This window comes from Rhizobium sp. CNPSo 3670, assembly GCF_057784555.1.
The window spans coordinates 26152-43990 of record NZ_JBXSOL010000023.1; the positions used below are offsets into that span (position 1 = coordinate 26152).

Sequence of the window (17839 nt, forward strand, 5' to 3'; positions counted from 1 at the left end):
ATCAAGCCATTTCGGGCGCGCCAAATAAATTGCGCGATGGTGCGATTAGCGGCGCAAAATGATTATCTCATTGCGTCAATCAGCGAAGGGCATGCGTGGCACAGTGGCCACGCAGGCAAGACCCACGGTGGACACGAACCTTTGCAGGCCGGACGTTTGTTGATCGCCAAGGCGGAAGGCCAAAGATCCTTCGCGTTACTCGCGTCATACTGCTCATCGCTTATCACAGCAGCGAAATTTGATCGAGCAGATTCGCGAATTATTCTCCATCGACAACCATTGAGGATGGAACATGGAAGACGCAGCACTGGTGCCTGAAGCATCGAGCATTCGCTTCGAGGCGGATTCACTTGGGCCTGTCCCGGTTCCGGCTTCGGCCTATTATGGGGCTCAAACGGCGCGCGCGATCGCAAATTTTCAGATCTCCGGCATTCCGATCGGCCACTACCCCGACCTTATCCGATCTCTCGCCTATGTTAAGAAGGCAGCCGCCAGTGCCAACTTCATCCTTGGCGACCTATCGGGAGACAAAAAGGACGCGATACTTCGCGCGTGCGACGAGGTTGCCGAAGGACTGTTTGCCGATCAGTTCGTCCTTGACGTCTTCCAGGGCGGCGCCGGCACATCCACCAACATGAATATGAATGAGGTGATCGCAAATCGCGCGCTCGAGCACCTTGGTCTGCCGCGCGGGCGATTTGACGTCATTCATCCAAACAACGATGTGAATTTGTCTCAGTCGACGAATGACGTTTATCCAACCGCGATCCGCTTGGCCCTCATCCTCTCGACACGGAAATTGCTGGATGCGCTGGAATACCTTTCCGCCTCGTTTGACCGCAAGGCAGGGGAGTTCGGCAGCGTCTTGAAGCTCGGCAGGACCCAACTTCAAGATGCCGTCCCTATGACGCTCGGCCAAGAGTTCACCGCCTTTGCAGTGACCTTACGGGAAGATATGTCACGGTTGGCTGAGGCGGTTGGCCTGTTTCACGAGGTCAACCTCGGCGGTACGGCAATCGGCACGGGGATCACCGCCGACCCCCGTTACGCGTCAACGGCGATTAGTGAGCTCGCGACGGTCTCCGGTGTGCCTTTGCGGCCGGCAAGCGACTTTGTCGAAGCGTGCTGGGATACAGGCGCCTTCGTCCTGTTTTCCGGCACCCTGAAGCGCACCGCTGTCAAGATATCGAAAATTTGCAATGACCTCCGTCTCCTGTCGAGCGGGCCTCGCGGCGGTTTCGGAGAAATTACGCTGCCGCCCATGCAGCCCGGGTCGTCGATCATGCCTGGCAAGGTCAATCCCGTCATTCCCGAAATGGTCAACCAAGTCGCTTTTCAGGTCATAGGCTCTGATCTTGTCGTCACCATGGCTGCAGAAGGCGGGCAGCTGCAGTTGAATGCCTTCGAACCTGTCATCCTGTTCAATCTACTTCAGTCGATATCGTTGATGACGAGCGCTTTCCGCACATTGGCCGACAGATGCGTCGCCGGCATTGTCGCCAATGAGGAGGCTTGCCGGCAGAACCTTGAAGCAGGTACGGCGCTTGCAACCGCATTAACGTCGCTCATCGGTTACGAGAAGGCGGCAGAGCTCGCAAAGCAGATACTCTCCACCGGCAGGACAATGCGAGAATTGCTGGAGGAGGACAGCAGCCTGTCTTCGAGCCTTATCGAACAGGCTCTCGAGGTGAAGTCGTTGACGCAGCCCATCAGGCTTCGGCGGGCTTGAAGTGCTAGTCGGCGCGGATGATCCGGTAGCCCGCCCGCTCGAGCGCATCGCCCTCGCTGGAGTCGAGCGTCTCGTCGATGACCACATGATCCACGTCCCTAGCGTCACCAATCCTGTACGGCGCGTGATCGTGGAACTTGCCCGACGTCGCCATCGTGATGCTGGTTCGGCTGTTCTTGATCAAGGTCTTTTTGAACTGAGCTTCGCCGAAATGATGGACTCGAATTCCATAGTCGGCTGAGATGGAGCAGCCTCCAACAAAACTTCGATCGATGATCGTGTTTTCGAGAAACGAGACCGCCGCGGCATCGACGCTGCCGCCGATCGCATGGTCGACCAGTCCGCCCACAAGAATCAGAGGATGCGCTGCTCTCGTCTTCACGGCAAAAGCCACGTCGATCGAATTTGTCGCCACTGCGACCTGGCGATCGGTGGGAAGGTAGTCGACCAGCGCGATGTTGGTGCTGCCACTATCGAGGAAGACGAGCTCACCGTCCTCAATAGTCCGAGCTGCGGCGCGCGCAAGCCTGCGCTTCTCGTCTATGTCCTGAGTGAGCCGCATCGAGAAGGGTAGAGCGGAGCCCGGTATGGGCAGCGCGCCGCCATAGACCCGTTTGCAACGGCCCTCCGCGGCCAGCAGGCGCAGATCGCGCCGAATGGCGTCTTCAGACACATCAAATTCGATCGCCAGCGATGCGGCCACGACGTTTTGCCCAGCGGCCAATCGCATGGCGATCATCTCTCGACGCGACAGGGAAAGCTCGAGCTTCATGGCGACGAACCGCAAGCCCCCGGGGGCAAGACAGCGGACGAAACGCGGTCGCCAGCGCTGAAAGAGGTTTTTCCGCGAATCGCCGTCATGTGGCTACCATCCGACGAACCCGATCAGCAGCTTCCGCCAGTCGTGTCCCTGGGAGTGTGCCGCGTGCGACGGCATCGACTATCGCTGAAGAAAGATCTTCAAGATCGGCGATGCCTGCAACGAGCAGAAGGTCGGCGCCCGCCGCCAATGACGCGATCGCCGTTTCCGCAAGCGAGCGATCGCGCATCGTTGCAGGAGCGTCGAGATCGTCGCTGACGATCAAACCTGTAAAACCGAACTCTTTTCGTAGCAAAGAGATGATCGCGGGAGACGTGCAGGCGGGCTCGGCTGGATCGATCGAGCGAATAACCGTCGGTCCGACCATGACCGCCTTTGAGCCGGCGTGAATAGCCGCTCTGAACGTGGCCGCGTTATCCAAGATTTCGTCTAGCGGCGTTTCAAGGGCAACGTCCTCGACAGCCGGATCTCCCGCGAGATCGTTAAAGCCTGGAAAATGCTTGGTCGCCGAAGCAATTCCCGCGCGTTGGACCCCCGTGACAAAGGCCTCCACCAGACGCGCAACCGCGACGGGATCGGAACTCATCGTTCGCTTTTCGAGCCACGGGTTCGTGCCGGTGACGACATCGGCAATCGGAGCGAGGAAGAGTGTGACACCAAGCATTCGGGCGGCGACCGCCGTGTCGAAACACCGACTTTCTAGCTGCTCCCTGTCCATCGCCAGGGCCTCGTCCAGCCGCGGCAGCCCTGGCGCGAGACCCTTGAGCCGCTCGATTCCGGCTAACTCCTGATCGACGGCTACAATAAGCTCCGGCCGAAGCATCGTCAGTTTCTCAAGCCGTGCCGCGAAAATCTCAGGCGTCTCGGATTGCAGACGATCGTCAGACATCGATCTTGCGACATATTCCGCCCGCGTTTCTCCGATCAGTATGGACCAGCCCCCGTTTTCAAGAAACGGAACCATCACCTCGTCGAAGTCGAGGCTGGCGAATGCTGGCAAGAGGACAGCATGAGCATCCTGATTGATAGTAAAACTCACCCTATTTTCCTCTCGTAGAATTTTCCGGTTTCGCGCTCACCTCGACAACTTCGACGCCTGCTTCTCTGATCCTCGCGATCAACGGCTCCCGCGTTGCTGTCGTATAAAGCGCAGATATCGTCGAGATTGGTGCAACCTCATAAGTTGCACTGCGGCCAAGCTTGTCGTGTGATGCCAGGAGCAGCGTCCTTTCAGCTGCCTTCACCATCGCAGCCTTTAAAAAGGCATCGTCGATGTCGTCGGCCCGCAGTGTCAGGTTCTCGTCGATTCCGCAGGTCCCGAGAACGCAGATATCTGCGTGAATACCCCGCACGGCCTCCACTGCGACCGCCCCGGTGGCGCTCCGCGTCAGGCGGTTGAGTTTGCCGCCGAGGAGGGTGACGTCGGCAATCGGATGGTCTAGTGCGGCGGCAGCGATGTCGATCGACGTCGTCAGGATCCTAACTTGCAACGACGGCGGCAGGTTACGCAAGAAATGGAGAACAGTCGTACTGGAATCGACGAAAATTGTGACGTCGTTAGGAATGCTGGCTGCCGCCGCGCGTCCAATCGCTGATTTGTCAGGGGCATCCAAGGCCTCTCGCCGCCTGAAATCGAGGACGGGTGCGGAAAGGCGCATTGCCCCACCATGGAATCGCTGCACCAGCCGGGCATCGACGAGTTCCTTCAGGTCGCGACGGATCGAATCTTCAGAGACGCAGAGTTCGCGGGCGATCGCTGTTGCGAGTACGCGGCCCTCTTTATTGATCCTCTCGAGCAGGATGGCCTGACGTTCTTCCGGCGAAGACGTAGGCACGACCTCGTGTCCGTTCTTCATGGGCACAAACCGGTTTGCGACAGTAGACCGAGCGCGACAAGTCGCCTCTCAAGATCCGCGGCTGTTGAGAAGTGGACGGTATGGAAACCCAGCTTGTTGGCGGCGGCGATGTTTGCCGCATTGTCATCAATAAAGATGCAGTCTTTAGCGCCGAGGCCGGACCTTTCCAGGAAACGTTGGAAAATCTCCTCTCCTGGCTTGATCATCTTTTCTCGGCCCGAGACGACAAGCACATCGAAGAGGTGAAGGAAAGGGTAGAGTTTCGTTGCAATCGGAAACGTCTCGGCCGACCAATTCGAGATAGCGTGAACCGGCACGTTCTCGCGCTTCAGGCGCCGCAAGATGTCCGCGGTACCGGGAACCTCGCCACCCAGCATTTCTTGCCATCGTTCCCAGAACGCCGAAATGAGGTCCGCTTTTGCTGGGTACTTCGCGGCCAGGGCCTCTATGCCCTCCGAAAAGACGTGGCCGGCGTCGAACTGCTGGTTCCACTCGGTGCTGCAGACATCGCGAAGAAAAGCTTCCACGCTCTCTTCGTCTGGGAGGAGCTTGCGGTAGAGGTATCGGGGGTTCCAATCGATGAGAACGCCTCCAATATCGAAAACGACGGACAATGGTCCCACGAACATACTCCTTGCGTGTTTGTGCGTTAATATGCGCGAAGGCGCACAACGTCAAGCGAAACATGCAATAAGGCGTATGAGAAGCGGTGAAAGTGGCGTCTCGGCTGGTTTTCCGCCTAGTGACAGTGGGAAAAAACTGCTGCCGTTGAGAAGACCTCAACGGCAGCAAAATCGGCCTTAAAAAGGCCGAGGAAAGCCTGGGGAGGAGTAGCGATGGCTATGCGCGAGAACCCATTGGAATACGGCAGCGATCGCGATCAGGGCTTTCAATCGTCTTTTTACATCGCAGCCGGCTCTACCACAATTTCGCAAGCCCACGCCTCAATGGTCACTCAGCCGTGCCAAGTGCTTCGTCGTGCGTCAGTCCGTTTTCCGAGTTTTCCTGTCGGCGATGAGCTCGACTTGCGTTCAGATCAACGCATTGCAAGCTCTCATCACTAGTCTTTTGGGAGAACGACTTTGGTCTTGGCGGCGCCGAGTTTCGCATAGGCGCATTCGAAGATGAGCCGATCCACGGCGACCTTGAGATGTCCCTGGTTTGGCACCGGCGATCATATCAGAACGAAGTAAGGGCAGATCTGGCCATTGGACTTGTTGCGATAGCGGCTGCAAGCACAAAGAGGTTATCAACGACGGTCGTTGACACTGACGGAGGTCTAGTTCGACAGCGCGGCGGCATGGAGGCAACAGGAGTCAAGGGCCGTGGTTATTGACCTCAATCCAGTATCCATCGGGATCCTGGATGTAGACTTGTCGATACCCGTCAAACCGTTCGCCAACCTTGTTGATATTCCCCGGCCAATCATAATACGCAATCGCCCGGTTTTGCATGTCGGCTAGAAATACGTCGAGGTCGCTCACTCGCAAGGCAAAGTGCGTATCCTTTCTTAGCGACGTGGTCGTCGTATCTCCTTCACTCAAATGGATTGTGTCGCTGCCGCCGATTTTAAGCCAGCGAATCTTCTCATTGCTGGTTTCCGCTATGACTTCAAAGCCAAACACGTCGGTGTAGAATTTGATGCTTCGCGCAAGGTCTTTGACGAGAAGTGAAAAATGATCAATCCGGTATTCTAAGTTCACAACGTCCTCCATGCCCAGTTGCGCGTATAGCTCTCAAGTGTTGAATCGATTAAGGTAGCTTAGGCTTCGTTTGGCAAATTCCAGTGGTTGGCGCGGTTTGTCGTGCTCAACAACGAGCAACCGGGCGCCACACTCGGTTGCTGTCTTCCATAGCGACGGCCATAGCATGGTTCCACCACCAACATCAGACCATCCGTCTTCGTCCTCGTGAGTTCCAATGGGCGCCTCGTCCTTGATGTGAGCCGATACGAGGATGCTCCGATATCTTTTCAACCAGTCTGACGGGTTGATTCCCGCTCGGTTCATCCAGGCAATATCCGCCTGCCACTTCAATGGGCTTCCTCGGGCGGCCGCCATCAGGATCTCGAAGCCAATGCGCCCATCTGCGAGGGGCAAAAAGTCTTGGCGCATATTGTGATAGCCAAGTCCGATCCCGGCACCGTGCAATCTCTCAGCTAAATGAGCCAATTCAGATCCCATAAAGCGCCAGCCACGTGCGCTACTCCTTGACGCGTCAAACGCAACGCCTGGCACAAATAATTGTTTGATCTGGCAACGTTCACATACGTCAATCAACCGCACGAGGCCATTACGCAATACCGGATAGCTAACATGGGCTGACGGTGCCAACAGATGGTGTGCGTCCAGCATGGCTTTTAGCGCCCGGGGATCAGCCAAATGCTCTCCCAAGAGTTCGACGTCCTTAAAACCCGCCCAAGCGGTCGCAGCCAACTGCTTTTCCAGCGGGCCTAGCGACCGAACCGAATACAGCTGGAGCGCTATAACGCTTCTTGTCATGTCCTCAACCTTCTCCCCGATCCGACAGGGACATTGTCACCTTTTCTTCAAGTGACGCTTGCCGAGAGCTATGAGAACTTCATAGACCTCGCCATGCATGCCAGCCCTATAACGGCCACAGCGGAAAAGGCCGCGGGCAAGAGAAACACATGTGGAAGACCAAACTGGGCAACACCCAATCCGCCTGCGGCTCCGCCAAGCGCGCTGCTGAGCGCGGTAGAACTCATGAAGATGGCTGACGCCGTTGCCACAGCCGTTGGAAGCAATCGTTGCGCGGCAATAATTCCCAATGCAGCAAATACGCCCCACACGCCGCCCATGAGGATTTGCCCGGCGAACATACCCATGGCGCTGCTCCAAGCCGCAAAACAGATGTTGGCGAGAACTCCAAGGATCGCAGCGCCACACATTAGCCAAAGCATACCTATTTTACGTGCGAGGAGGACGGCAAATGGCATAATCAACAGCTCTACAAGAGGCTGAATTCCGATGACAGCCCCGCGTGTAGCAGCATCAAGACCAAGGCCCTCGTCCATATACAACAGAAGGAAGCCATATTTGATCGACTCTCCCGCGTAGACGAGGACGAAGAGACCAGTGAAACCCAGGAGAGGGAGCATCTCCTTTAGATTTCGCTGGCGAAGTGGCCTTGCCGTTGGTCCAAACCATTTTTCCAGCGACGGGGTGGCGAGTGTGCCTAAAGGGGCAATCTGAAGGAGAAAGCACAAGGCGGTAAACCATAGCATGGCGCGAATTCCGAACTGCGCGGTTATCCACGTCCCCACCACGGGACCGACAACCCAGCCGGCAGTGAGCGCCATACGCACGATGGAAACAATGTCGTCACTCGCCGCCGTCTCCCTGGCTTGGATGTCGTCATGAATCGCAGCAAAAAGCTGCGAGGCGGCTGCTCCTGAAAATGCAAGCACGGCAGCATTGATCACAAAGGGCATCCAACTGCTGATCGAGAGCGCGATCCCGGCCCAGCCGATGGAACCTAAAAGGGCGCATATGCGAAAAAGCCCAAGCCGGTCACCTGTTCGATCGGAGAAGCTTCCGATCGCATAACCGGCAATAGGTGCTGCCAAGTTGGTCAAGTAGAAGAGGCCTGCAGCGGCAATCGGCGCATTAAGTTCTCTCACGAGGAACAAAACAATTTGCGGGGCTGCGGCCGACATCCCGATGCCAGACAGGAACATGGCGATTGCTGCGCCCAGATAGAGGGGAGACGAAACGAACTGCCTGAGTCTGGATTGTTTGTCGAGGGCTTCCAATTTTCGCGTTCCGTTCAAGAGAAAGGTGCAGTGACCGCAGATGATGAGCACTAGAGAAATCAACCGGTCGACAACATTGGCGGCAACCAGTAACCGGCCTGCCGGCTTCATCTGCCAGGCTGCCACTGTAACCCACCCATTTCTTCAGGTGACTAGGGCTCCAAGAGAGCTTTTTGGGCGTAGGCGACAGGCTCGCCATACCATCCGCTGCTTCGCTTATCCCAGTATGACCGGTGAATGCGGCGAGTTTGTTCACCCACTGAGCCGAAACCGATTCCTGTTCCGTTCACCGAAGAGACCGGGATAATCCCGCCTGCGGTCGTCGTAAGGAAGATTTCCGAGGCGATTAGAAGCCGCTCCAAAGAAATGGTCTCTTGCGTGACATCGAGATTCAGCTCGTTGCACAGTTCCATAACTGTCCTCCTGGTCATTCCATCCAGCATGCCGAAAGAAGGGGTCCTCAGAACTCCGTCGATCACCGCGAAAACGTTGAAGCCGGGCCCCTCTGTGATATTGCCATCGAGATCAGTGAGAACCACCGTATCGGCACCGTTCTCGTAAGCTTCGAACAAGCCCATCTCAAAGTCGAGCCAATGGTAATGCTTCACCAACGGATCGACGGACTGAGGTGGAATTCGGACGCGCCGGCTGACGTGCACTGCCATGCCAATTTCCTGCTTTTCGGGGTTCGCGATCCACATGTACGGCACGCAGAATGCCTGGAAGCTGTTCGAGCATAAACGAAGATCGCGACTACCGATCGGGGGCCGCCCGCGGGTCATGATGATTTGAACGTAAGCATCACGGAAACCGCACACGGCAACGAGTTTGTGGACTATCCGGTGGATATCGCTTCTTGTAACAGGAGTTGTATCCATCCGAAGGCGCTGGACAGATCGCTCAAATCGATCCAGGTGGTCAGTCAAACGGAAAAAGCTGCCATCCCACACCGACACTGTGTCCTGACACGCGTCCGAACGCAGAAAGCCCCAGTCTAAAAGTGGCACCTTCGCCTCTTCGATTGGTATAATTTTTCCATCGACATAGGCGGAGCCTTTCTGAAAGGCGGATTCCTCGCCGCGATCGGGCACATCCGAGGTGGGGGCTGGCCAAACAAGCTTATTGCTCACAACCTTCTCTCTCCGGCGCACCTGCGCTTTGAACTTTTCTCCTCGCATATATGCAGCTGTCGTTAGCCAGCAGAACTGCGGAATCCGTTCGGTGGTGTTGCCGCCTCCCAATCCCCAAACGGGATAATCCTGTTACAACTTCCGGAGCTTTCATAAACAAGCGCCACAGCAAACCTGTGCGATAGTTCTCGATCATTGCAACGATCGGCCCCTGGTTGATCGCCAGATTGCAATTGGAGACCCAATTTTGAGCGGGAGCGAAGGCATCAGCAAAGCCGAACGCTCCCCACAAGCGTCCGTTTCCATAAGAGAAAAATGCCCGTGCCGCAGCTTCTGCTTGGTCGGGCAGGAACGGGAAGCTCGATAGCGCGGCTGTCGGGGCAATAACGCCGACATCATTTTGGGGGCAACTCACGAGGTAGCCTTTGGGACCATCTGATGCCGTCAGGCCCCAACCATATGCCCCATAACCAATGTGTCCCTTCGGGTTTCGTCTGCAATGCTCATAGTTAATTCTGCAATGAGCGACGACTTGGTCCCAATAGTCGATGTGGTCATCGAAAAGACCCCGCGGATCTAAGCCGCAGAACGAGTACTGAGAGAGAAAGAGAGGACCGCCGTATGGCGAGCCGGCGGGAAGGCTATGGCCATAATAGCTGTTACCGTTTCGGTACTTTCCCTCGTTTCTCCATCCGAGTTGGAAGACCTGCGGGTCAATAAAGTGGTCTCGCGAACCCGCCGCGAGTACATAGGCAACGAGCCCCTCATTCCACCCAGTAATAGGCACATTCAGGGACCATTGGTGTTTTGGACTCCAGTGCCAAAACAACGATGGCCGGGCTCCCGGATGTACGAAGCCGCTCCATTCGATCGCCGTGACAATTTCATCAACTTGTTGTCGGATGTTGTCTTCGACTCGCGTTTTCTCATCAAAATATTCGCGAGCGCATATAAGTCCCTGCACGAGTAAAGCTGTTTCGACTAGGTCCGCACCGTCGTCCATAGGCACCAGGGGGACTGAGTTGAGATCGCTGGCTTTCACAAAGTGCGGGAAACCCCCGCGATATCTTGTTATCTTCCGCAAAGCCTCGATGATTGTCGAAACACGCAAGGCGGCACGCTCCCGCGCCAACCATTCGCGATGAGCCATCACGATTATCGCCATTATCCCGAAGCCAACGCCTCCGAGCGAAACCAGATCCGATATCACCTCGCCGTTGGTTCCTCGCCTGTCATAGGGAAGGCCTGTCGCCATATCGGCATCCCAAAAAAATGCGGCATGCTGTCGTTGAATGGTGTCAAGCAGGTTGGGAAGCGCTGTGTACTCAGGCTTGCTAGGTGGTGCCGCGAACAAAGACTGGTTCGCCGCACCGTCACTGTCCAAGGAAGCACTCACAGTCGTCATTTTGGCTCGCATTATTGAATGTTCGCAGGAATTCAGTCAGTCTCTGGTGCGCAGGTTTTGCTGGCACGTATCGATAGACACAGCAATCACGAGGATTACATCCGCAGCCATGTTTGCGCACTTCGCAACCTGCAATTTGTGGTGTCGAATGTGCGCAGAGTTCGCGTCACATTGCTTCGATCGGCAGTGATCCGCCGCAATCAATTAAGCCAGGCCCGAGGGAAATTGGATCTCATCTGGCGCTTGCAGTGCCACTCAGCATGTTGTTGTCGGAGGCTGATGCGACGCTATTTCGAGATACGGAGTTGCCCATCGCATTCCGCAACGAGCCTGAGAAGGCGCAAACCGTCCGACACGTCGCAATAGGGTTCCGTGCCGTTTTCGCCAATCAGCTGACGTATTGCCTCGCGGTAGGCCTCTGCAGCACCGCCATTTACCATGTCAATGTGCGGCAGCTCGACCTTGCCTCCACTCCAAGCGAAGGTGGTTTCGCTTGCGAGGTCCTCATCGAGGGCGCTTAAGGCCAACTCGGCATCCGAGGTGGCACCGCTTTCATGACGGGCGGAGAGCAGAATATGACCTTTGGGATCGAGGTCGGCGGAAATCTTAGCAATGCTCCCAAGAACATACTGCAAGACGGAAAGTGCGTGTGGACCGAGATCATAAAGCGCAGCGCGCGGACTCTGTCGCCAAGTTGAATTGATGTATGGCGACGGAACTCTCATGGAATTCGCCACGATCCGCACTCGTCCATGCCTCAACCCGGGCGCTTTAGCAGCCTGCGCAAGTTGCGATCGAAGTTCGGGGTGAAATAGGCGCGTTAGGAAAAGAACTGAGCGTACGCCACTCTTGCGTATAGCCTCACTTATGGCGAGGCCGTCGTCCACCGTGAGTGCGATCGGCTTCTCAAGAAGCACATGCTTTCCGTGTTCCGCGGCCGTTTTCGCCAATTTGGCTTGGGCTCCAGGCGCGACGGCGAAGGCTACAGCGTCTACATCGGACAAAAACCGGTCAAAATCATCATAGGCCGCAACCTTGTGTTCTGCGGCCAGCTCCGTTGTCTTGATGGGATCTCGTCCCCAGACGCCAACGAATGTTACGCCTGGGTCCCGGGCAAGCCCCGGAGCATGAATTTCCGATGCCCAGTGAGCGGTACCGACCAGACCTATTTTCATGCCGTTCGGATCCTGGGTTTCGGCGATTCTTGGTATCCCAACGCACGAGAAATTTCTTTTGCGGCTTCGGAGACAACAAGACCGATCGATGGAATTTCTTCGGAGACAAGGCGGCTGACGGGGCCGCTCATGCTGATTGCTCCTTTTGGACGCCCCGTCGCGTCAAATACGGGGGCACCAATGCATCGCCCGCCGAGCGACGATTCCTCGTCATCGACCGCAAAGCCGAGCGCGCGGATAGTTTGGAACTGCGCCTCAAGCGAGGCTCTTGTCGACAACGTGTTTCTGGTAAACGTATCCAGCGCCGACGGAGGCAACAGAATGTTGAGTGTCTCCTCGTCCAACCAGGCCAGAATCGATTTGCCAAGCGAACTTGCGTGCCATGGGTTTGGCAACCCCACTGTTGCTCCCTGCTTAAGTGCCTGAGTGGCCTCGATACAATCAATGACCACCAGCTCCTTATGAATCCAAAGCGCAAGGCTGACCGTTTCATTATAGCGACGGTGAAGCGCTTCAAGCTGCGGCCGTGCCAGGTGTCGTACGTCTCGATGTTGGAGAGCTTTTTGGCCCAGGAGATAAACCCCAATGCCGAGGACATACCGGCCACTCCCGTCTCGTTCGACGTACCCGTGGCCTACTAAGCTGGATAGATAGCGAGACGTCGTCGGTTGCCCCAATCCTACCTCACGAGCGATCTGCGACAAAGAACTTGGACCGCTGGCGGAGCCAAGCGCCGAGAGGATTGCCACCGCTCGGTCGACTGCATCAAACTTGCTGGACTTTCCGCTTTCTGATTCCATCCGCCTATCCTTGCTAACTTGGAAACTGAACCACGCGAGGCGCGAGGCGCGTAGATTGAACTCTCGGAGCCGCATCCAAGAGCAGCTTGGTATATTCGTGCCGGGGAGCACGCAGAACCCCAGCGGCGGATCCGCGTTCCACCACCTCACCATTCTTCAATATGATGATGGATTCGGCAATCTCGGAGACGAGTGGGAGGTTGTGCGTTATGAATAGCATCGATAGCCCATCGCGCTTCAGCTCCATCAATAGATCAATAACGGCGGCTTGTACGGAGACGTCGAGTGCCGATGTGATCTCGTCGCAGATCAACAAACCGGGGTCCATTGCAAGAGCCCGGGCGATTGCGACACGTTGCCTCTCCCCGCCGGAAAGGTCGGCTGGATACAAGTTGGAAACCCGTTTGGGCAGGCGGACCCTTTCGAGCAATTGCGTCACTTTGGGCCCGATTGAGCTTCTATTCGCACCCGTGAGCATCGCCGCGCGGCCGACCGCATCATGGATGGATTCGCGCGGGTTAAGGGAACGATCAGGGTTTTGAAAAACAATCTGAAGGGCTGACAATTGTGCCCGCGAACGGTTCGCATAGCCGAAATTGAGAGCCGCATCTTGGAAAGTGATTCGACCCTGACCGCTCGCATGGAGACCGGCAATGCACCGTCCGGTAGTTGTTTTTCCGCTGCCGCTGCCGCCGACGAGAGCCAGGCATTCGCCGTGGCCAATTGAAAACGAGATTCCATGAACAACCCGCATCGGGCCGTAAGAAACGTTCAAGTCCTCTACCTGAAGCAAAGCTGGCAACGCTCCGTCCGGCGCCCCGGGTTCTTCCTCAGCCTTGCAGCGTTGGGGCAACTGCGGGACCGTGCTAAGGAGCATGCGAGTGTACTCGGTTGCTGGACTGGTGAAAATCTGTTCCTTTGTGCCACTTTCAATAATCTTGCCGCCGAGCATAACGGCGACCGTGTCCGCAATATTATGCACGACCGCCAAGTCATGCGTGACATAGACAAAACTCGCCCTCGACGTCTGGACTAGTTCGCGTATCAAATTCAAGATGGTTTGCTGTGTGGAGACGTCTAGCCCGGTCGTTGGTTCGTCCATGACGATCACGCGAGGACGAGTGATGAAGGCCATTCCAATCGCGACCCTCTGCAGTTGACCGCCGCTAAGTTCAAACGGGTAACGGCGCAGGAAGCCGGCATCGGTCGGCAAGCCTACGTCCTTGAGCATATCCCGCCTCATTTCGGCGATCTTCGACGCCGGATAACCGTGAACATGCAACAGTTCGGCGATTTGATCGCCGACCCGCATGCGCGGACTAAAGCTCGTTGTCGGGTTTTGCGGGACCAGTGAAACCTTGCTTCCGCGATAGTCGCGCAGCTCGCGATCTGGGATTGCCAAAATGTCCTTGTTATCGATGATTACCTTGCCACCACCAAACACCATACCGGGGCGCGCAAAACCAAGCAGGCCAAGAGCTAACGATGTTTTGCCAGATCCTGATTCCCCGATAATGGCGAGCACTTCGCCCTCGCCGACGGTAATCGAGGCGTCGTCTACGATGATGCGGCCCTCGGTGTCGCGCATCGACAAGTTCTGAACAAGCAACGGGGGATTAAGCATTTTCCTGCCTCTTCGAATGGCCGATGGAACGGGCGAAGTTGTCGGTCAGGACGTTCACGGCCACCGAGAAGATCGCTATCGCTGCCGCGGGCGCTATGGCAAGCCAGGGAGAGATGGTGATGCCCAAGCGGTTCTCACTGATCATCATTCCCCAATCCGCTGCAGGAGGTGGCAGCCCCAGGCCAAGATAACTGAGCGAGGCGTAAAGGATGATCGATCCGCAGAGCCGAACGCCGTAATCCGCCAACACCGGAGGGAGAATATTTGGAAGGATATCCTTGAGACACACCGCCAGCCAGCGTTCACCTCTGACGAATGCGGCTTCAACGTACTCGTTTCGAGATATGTCGATCGTGATCAATCGAACAATTCTTAGAACACGTGGGACGTGGATGAAGACGATGCCAAATATCACAGTGGTAAGGCTTGGGCCGGTTGCCGCAAGCAGCACAAGCAGGAAGATCGCAGGAGGTAAGGCATAAACAATGTCGGAGAGCGCGACGAGAGTATGGTCGAACGAGCCTCGACGAAGACCTGACAATATGCCGATGGGTACTGCGATCAGAAAAGCCAAGGTCGTTGCCAGAACCGCTATCATCAAAACCGTTTGACCTCCGGAGAGAAAACGGCTGAAAGCGTCTCGCCCTAGAAAATCCGTTCCCAGGATGTGATCACGCGATAATTGCGAAAAAGGGGGGCCGACGATTTCGTCGTACGCGTAAGGGGTGAGCCATGGTCCGATCGTTGCGACACCGACGATTATGATCGTGAGAAGCAACGCGATCCATGATGCGCGGTTAGAAAACATAATCAGCATAGTTCGAAGCATTTGTTCCTCCTCACGTATCAAAGCGAAGCGTTTTGGGCTCGCAGTCGAGGATTGAGAAGCATGATGAGAACCTCGGACACCAGATTGATCAGCACATAAGTTCCTGTAATCAAAAGAGTTATGGCCAAGACCGTGGGCATATCGCGGTTGATAACCGCGTCTGCAAATGCGCTGCCGATACCAGGCAGTTGGAACACGGCCTCGGTAACGACGACCCCACCTGCGAGCCAGGCGGCGTTCAGTGCGATGGTCTGGATCGACGGCGTTACGACATTCGGAAAGACATGGCGTATCAGCACACGAGCCGGGCTGAGGCCCCTAAGGCGAGCCATGTACACGTACTCCGCCGAAAGGACCTCGATGGCCACAGCCCGCACCATGCGAACGACCTGGGCCAGTGTGGTGCAAAGGAGTGTAATGACAGGCAAAATGAAGAGGGTCGACTGCGAGAGCAGCGTTCTGTTGCCTTGGATCAGTGATACCGGCGGAAGGAAATTGAGACCGACGGCGAAGACAACGATCAGGACCGTGCCGACGACAAATTCCGGGAGTGCGACAAGTACGATTGTCGGGACCGTGATGATGTGGTCGGGCAATCTGTCCTTCCATACCGCAGCGGCGGTCCCGAGCAAAAACGAGAGCGGAATCAGCGCCAGAAGCGAAGAGACAGTGAGGATGACGGTATTGATCGCCTTCGGCCGGATCATCTCCCAAACTGGACGACCCGATGGAATTGATCTGCCGAAATCCCCCGACGCTACGCCGGAAGCCCATGAGAGATATTGAGAGATTGCCGGTCGGTCCAAGCCGAACTCGGTGCGCAAGGCTTCCACGGCGGCAGGATCAGCTTTGGGGCCGAGTGCGGCCCTTGCAGGATCTCCCGGAAGAAAAAGTGTCGCGGTGAAGACGACAGCCGAGACGGCTATCAACGTGAAAACAGACAGCGCTAGTCTTGCCATCACCAACTTTGAAAGACGGGCAGTAACCATCCATGGCTCCCTTCTTGATGTTGCCCCACCTCGGGGAGGCGGGGCAATCGCTAGGTTCGGGTGGATTTTAGGCTTCGAGCGAAATGCCTTCGAACCGGTAGTAGCCGAGATTGCGTTGACTGGAAGGAGAAAGCCCTTTCACACGAACATTTGCCGCATCCAAGAGGTCTCTAAAGCCCCAGATTATATAGCCGCCGTCTTCCCAGATGATCTTTTGCGCTTCAAAGAGATAGTCCTTCCGTCGAGACGGATCGAACGTCGTGCGAGCCATGGAAACCCACTTGTCGAAGGCGTCGTTCGTCCAATCCGGTTCGTTCCAATATGCCCCGCGGGCATAGGCCTGTCCAAAAACGGATTCGATTGTGTGTTGTCCCCAATCTGAACTGGCCATAGCCGTCTTCTTGAATTTCGGGCCGGAGTAATAACTGTCAGGTGGAACGACGGTTAGATCGATTTTCACCCCTGCCTGCTTCGCTTGGTTTGCAATGAGGGTCGCGGATGCCAACATTCCCGGCGCGGCGTCCGAGGTGTACAGCTCAAATGATAGATCGTTGTCGTATCCTGCCTGTTTCAGGAGCGATCGGGCGTGATCCGGATCGTGCTGCCTTTGCGGCAGCGCGGACGCGTAGTCGGGGTCGGTTATGCAATGAAGATCGTTGCCGATCATGCCGTAGCCGGCCAGGGCGTTAGCCACCAACTGTTCGCGGTCGACAAGAAGCCGCATCGCTTGACGTACGCGGACATCGGTGAACGGCTTCTGGCCGACCATCATGAACTGGTCTGTCGTAGCTGCGCTCGTTGAGCGCAACAAAGCCATCGCAGGGTTCGCCTCGACGATACGCGCAAGGTTGCCATCGAGTTGTGCGACAACATCGACCTGGTCAGCAATTAGCGCGTTCATCCGCGCCGTCGGATCATTGATAGCAATGAATTCGACACCGTCGAGATACGGCATTCCCGGTTTGCGGAAGGCATCGTTCCGCTTCAGCGTCACCCGTTGGCCCTGGCTCCATTCGACGAATCTGAAGGGTCCGGTGCCGACCGGCTGAGTAAAGTCCTTGGTGCCATCTTTCACAAGAAACATCACTTTGCTCCCAAGAGCCTGGGGCAGAAGTGCGTAAGGTTTAGCGAGCGAGACTTCGACGGTGCTGTCGTCGAGTGCTCGAATATCGGAGGGCTTCATCAAGCCCGACAGGTTGGTGAAGCCGTCGGCCTTGTTTTCCGGCGTGAGCATGTACTGCAGCGAGTACACAACATCTTTGGCTGAAAACGGCGTTCCATCGTGCCACACAACCCCGCTGCGAATTCGAATTTTCCAGACGTTCCCTTCCTTGTTGTGGCTGAAGTCCTCCGCCAGGCTGTTGTAAATGTGTCCGTTGCCGTCGAAATCAGTTAATCGGTCGTAGATCGATTGAGCGACGGCGAAGTCCATGTCTCCCGTCGAGATAAACGGGTTGAGCGACGACTTAGCGCCTGCTGCGCCGAGACCAACACGCAGAGTGCCGCCGCGGGACGGTTCACCGGCATGAGCTCGATCCGCGATCGCCGGGGCTAGTGCGATGCATGACCCGACTGCCAGACCCGCTTTGAGGAAATTGCGGCGCGGCATGGTGGTCGATGTGAAGATGTTGATGCTCGTCTCTTTCATAACAGCTGCTCCCTTTTTTGTGTTGTAACGGCGAGAGGATGAGATGTCGGAACACTCAT

Annotated in this window: 16 protein-coding genes; 1 reads left to right on the forward strand and 15 read right to left on the reverse strand. The window is 56.3% G+C overall.

The genetic code is table 11. The features are described from left to right. Positions 1-292 precede the first annotated feature (292 nt). A complete protein-coding gene (locus AC13QO_RS22005; RefSeq protein WP_488541814.1) occupies positions 293-1729 on the forward strand; it encodes an aspartate ammonia-lyase in 1437 nt (478 codons plus the stop codon). A 4-nt stretch (positions 1730-1733) separates the two neighbouring features. Here AC13QO_RS22005 and AC13QO_RS22010 read toward each other — a convergent pair whose 3' ends face one another. The 15 genes from AC13QO_RS22010 to AC13QO_RS22080 form a co-directional block, all read right to left on the reverse strand. Then, positions 1734-2501 (reverse strand): DeoR/GlpR family DNA-binding transcription regulator, encoded by a 768-nt coding sequence (locus tag AC13QO_RS22010; RefSeq protein ID WP_488541815.1) that lies wholly within the window; start codon positions 2499-2501, stop codon positions 1734-1736. Between the two features lie 85 nt (positions 2502-2586). Then, positions 2587-3588, reverse strand: coding sequence for a glycoside hydrolase family 3 N-terminal domain-containing protein (locus AC13QO_RS22015; RefSeq protein WP_488541816.1), 1002 nt, complete (start codon positions 3586-3588; stop codon positions 2587-2589). A 1-nt stretch (position 3589) separates the two neighbouring features. Further along, positions 3590-4405 carry a DeoR/GlpR family DNA-binding transcription regulator gene (locus AC13QO_RS22020; protein WP_488541817.1) on the reverse strand — a complete coding sequence of 272 codons (816 nt, stop codon included), beginning with the start codon at positions 4403-4405 and terminating at the stop codon, positions 3590-3592. Next, on the reverse strand, positions 4402-5028 hold the full coding sequence (locus AC13QO_RS22025) for an HAD-IA family hydrolase (RefSeq protein WP_488541818.1): 627 nt from the start codon (positions 5026-5028) through the stop codon (positions 4402-4404). The genes AC13QO_RS22020 and AC13QO_RS22025 overlap by 4 nt, the downstream gene beginning before the upstream one ends. A gap of 693 nt (positions 5029-5721) precedes the next feature. Further along, the gene (locus tag AC13QO_RS22030; protein WP_341356257.1) at positions 5722-6108 is read right to left on the reverse strand and encodes a VOC family protein; all 387 of its coding nucleotides are present in this window, start codon (positions 6106-6108) and stop codon (positions 5722-5724) included. 33 nt (positions 6109-6141) lie between these two features. Next, positions 6142-6906, reverse strand: a complete 765-nt coding sequence (locus tag AC13QO_RS22035) for a sugar phosphate isomerase/epimerase family protein (protein WP_488541819.1) — start codon at positions 6904-6906, stop codon at positions 6142-6144. 68 nt (positions 6907-6974) lie between these two features. Then, positions 6975-8306, reverse strand: a complete 1332-nt coding sequence (locus AC13QO_RS22040; protein ID WP_488541820.1) for an MFS transporter — start codon at positions 8304-8306, stop codon at positions 6975-6977. Positions 8307-8332: 26 nt separating this feature from the next. Continuing rightward, positions 8333-9310, reverse strand: coding sequence for an aminotransferase class IV (locus tag AC13QO_RS22045; RefSeq protein ID WP_488541821.1), 978 nt, complete (start codon positions 9308-9310; stop codon positions 8333-8335). Then, positions 9300-10715 carry a glucoamylase family protein gene (locus AC13QO_RS22050; protein ID WP_488541822.1) on the reverse strand — a complete coding sequence of 472 codons (1416 nt, stop codon included), beginning with the start codon at positions 10713-10715 and terminating at the stop codon, positions 9300-9302. The genes AC13QO_RS22045 and AC13QO_RS22050 overlap by 11 nt, the downstream gene beginning before the upstream one ends. A gap of 287 nt (positions 10716-11002) precedes the next feature. Beyond that, positions 11003-11890 (reverse strand): Gfo/Idh/MocA family protein, encoded by an 888-nt coding sequence (locus AC13QO_RS22055; RefSeq protein WP_488541823.1) that lies wholly within the window; start codon positions 11888-11890, stop codon positions 11003-11005. Further along, positions 11887-12690: an IclR family transcriptional regulator gene (locus tag AC13QO_RS22060; protein WP_488541824.1), complete on the reverse strand. Its 804-nt coding sequence runs from the start codon at positions 12688-12690 to the stop codon at positions 11887-11889. Before AC13QO_RS22060 ends, AC13QO_RS22055 begins: the two co-directional genes overlap by 4 nt. Positions 12691-12703: 13 nt before the next feature. Continuing rightward, positions 12704-14314, reverse strand: a complete 1611-nt coding sequence (locus AC13QO_RS22065) for an ABC transporter ATP-binding protein (RefSeq protein ID WP_488541825.1) — start codon at positions 14312-14314, stop codon at positions 12704-12706. Then, positions 14307-15143: an ABC transporter permease gene (locus tag AC13QO_RS22070; protein ID WP_488541826.1), complete on the reverse strand. Its 837-nt coding sequence runs from the start codon at positions 15141-15143 to the stop codon at positions 14307-14309. The genes AC13QO_RS22065 and AC13QO_RS22070 overlap by 8 nt, the downstream gene beginning before the upstream one ends. 17 nt (positions 15144-15160) lie before the next feature. Beyond that, complete coding sequence (locus tag AC13QO_RS22075; protein ID WP_010067594.1) at positions 15161-16132, reverse strand: ABC transporter permease; 972 nt, start codon at positions 16130-16132, stop codon at positions 15161-15163. Positions 16133-16199: 67 nt separating this feature from the next. After that, on the reverse strand, positions 16200-17780 hold the full coding sequence (locus AC13QO_RS22080) for an ABC transporter substrate-binding protein (protein WP_488541827.1): 1581 nt from the start codon (positions 17778-17780) through the stop codon (positions 16200-16202). Positions 17781-17839: the final 59 nt, after the last annotated feature.